Origin of the sequence: Rhodococcus sp. ARC_M6, from assembly GCF_022810305.1 — a bacterium.
In the GTDB taxonomy this organism is placed as follows: Bacteria; Actinomycetota; Actinomycetes; order Mycobacteriales; family Mycobacteriaceae; genus Rhodococcus_F.
Genome location: NZ_JALGQH010000065.1, coordinates 1 through 2,217, shown reverse-complemented (window position 1 = coordinate 2,217; position 2,217 = coordinate 1). Strand labels below are relative to the sequence as shown.

At 61.5% G+C, this 2,217-nt stretch carries 2 protein-coding genes; both read right to left on the bottom strand.

Translation table 11 applies throughout. From position 1 onward, the window contains the following. Positions 1 to 70: 70 nt before the first annotated feature. Positions 71 to 877: an IS21-like element helper ATPase IstB gene (gene istB, locus MTX36_RS29355; RefSeq protein ID WP_243623181.1), complete on the bottom strand. Its 807-nt coding sequence runs from the start codon at positions 875 to 877 to the stop codon at positions 71 to 73. Further along, positions 874 to 2,121, bottom strand: coding sequence for an IS21 family transposase (gene istA, locus MTX36_RS29350; protein ID WP_243623180.1), 1,248 nt, complete (start codon positions 2,119 to 2,121; stop codon positions 874 to 876). The genes istB and istA overlap by 4 nt, the downstream gene beginning before the upstream one ends. Positions 2,122 to 2,217 lie beyond the last annotated feature (96 nt).

Here is a 2,217-nt window from a genome sequence, read left to right as displayed (position 1 = left end):
CTGTCAACGGCATCTGAATTTTGACCCCTTTCCGGCATCTGAAAATTGACCCCTGCATGCGTTTATGCGATCAGGTCTCGGTGTTCCGGTCGGTCATCGGACGGCCGAGATCACGATCCTTGAGGCGATAGCTGTCGCCTTTGAGGGAAATGACATCTGCGTGATGGACCAACCTGTCGATCATCGCCGCGGCTACGACGTCGTCGCCGAACACCTCACCCCATCTGCCGAACGGTTTGTTCGACGTGATGATCAAACTGGCCCGTTCGTACCGGCTCGAGACCAACTGGAAGAACAAGTTCGCTGCCTCCGCTTCGAACGGGATGTAACCGACCTCATCGACGACAAGTAGCGGGTAGCGCCCGAGCTTGATCAACTCCGCTTCCAATCGACCGCCATGGTGAGCATCGGCAAGGCGTGAAACCCACTGGGCTGCAGTAGAAAAAAGGACTCGATGCCCACCCTGGCAGGCGCGGATGGCGAGCCCGATCGCCAGGTGCGTTTTCCCTGTGCCTGGCGGCCCGAGGAAGACGACATTGTCCTTTGCCGTGACGAAATCGAGGGTGCCCAGATGGGCTATAGCATCACGCTGCAGACCGCGAGCGTGGTCGAAGTCGAACTCCTCCAACGATTTACGGGCAGGGAAACGGGCGGCGCGGATCCGGGATTCGCCGCCGTGACTTTCTCGCGCGGAGACTTCCCGCTGCAGGCACGCGACCAGAAATTCTTCGTGGGTCCAACCCTCTTCTCGTGCTCGTTCGGTCAATCGTCCGGCGGCATCGCGCAAGGTCGGTGCCTTGAGGGCGCGGGACAGGAAATTCAACTCGGCGGTCAGATCATGCTGGGGCTGCCGGGTTCCGGTGTTGTTGCTGGTCATAGTGCCTCCGTTCCGTCGTAGTCGGGGACGTCGAACATGGCGTCGTAGTCGTTCAGCGATCGAATCTGAACCTCCGGTTCAGCTGCGGGGTGAACCACGGTGATGCGGTTATGGCGCAGTGCGACTGCAGCTTTCACGTGGTCGCAATCGGAGATCGTCTGGTGTTTCGCCCAGGCCCGAGCATGGTTGGCGACGCATTGTCCCGCGCACCACACTCGCACCCGGGTCAGGTCTGCGGTGACCTCGATGCGCCGTCCGATCACCGATGGATGCACCGAGTAGTCGTTCGAATCGAGTCGGATGTAGTGATCGCGGGCCAGCCTGGTCGAGTACTGCCATCCGGTGATCGGTGGCACGGGTGGCAACTCGAGCATTCGGGCGCGGTCGGCATCGATGCGATCTGCCGGGGCGCAACCGAGGGCGCGTTTGCGACGGCTGTTCGCGATCGCTAACCACGCCGACAGTTGCCGGTTGAAATCATTGGGTCCGGTGAACGAGCGGCCGGGTAGAAACGAGGTCTCCAGATAGTCGTGATTGCGCTCGATGATCCCCTTCGCTTCGGGATCGGCCGGCTTACAGACGAGCACTTTCGCACCGAGGGTGCCGCGAAATCCCTGGCAGTCCTGCGTTAGTTCCACCTTGCGGTGCCGCCATCGGCCGATGGCACCTTCGCCGTCCCAGACGAGTACTCGGGGCACTGCGCCGAGCCCGGAGATCAGATGCCACCAGCCGGCGAACAGGTCTTCGGCGCTGCGGGTGGGAATCAACAAGGCGGAGAACCAGCGCGAATATCCGCAGGTCATCGTCAAGACCGGTAATTTCGTCGCGGTCCGAACATGGCCATGATCGACCGGCAGAGTGATCGGAGGGAACCAGAAGTCGCACTGAGCGATCTCGCCGGGAAGATATGTGGTTCGCGAAGCCGGGTCCGGCGGCAGATAGACCGGTCGGAGTTCGGCGACCCTGGTGCTCAGGGTGCGGATTGAGCGGTCCCAGCCGATGCGTTCGGCGATCACCGTCGCGGGCATCGTCGGGAACTCGTGGAGTAACTCCCGGATCCGGGGTTCGACGGCGTCGACGATCGAACCAGATTTGGCGCGTTGATATTTCGGTGGCCCGTCGGCGGCCAACGCCGAGCGGACCGTGTTGCGGGAAACGCCCATCAGGCGAGCGATTGCCTTGATCGGCAACCTTTCGCTTCGATGCAGACGCCGGATTTCGGCCCAATCTTCCACGGACAGCATCCCTTCGTCCCTCCTGGCTCGACTAAAGCCAGGATCGCCGGTCAGGGGTCAATATTGAAGTGCCGTACCTTGATCAGTTTTCACGTGCCGTCGACA

Excerpts from the sequence above, each read along its gene's own strand:
- istA (WP_243623180.1), bottom strand. The coding sequence starts at position 2,121 with ATGCTGTCCGTGGAAGATTGGGCCGAAATCCGGCGTCTGCATCGAAGC.
- istB (WP_243623181.1), bottom strand. The coding sequence starts at position 877 with ATGACCAGCAACAACACCGGAACCCGGCAGCCCCAGCATGATCTGACC.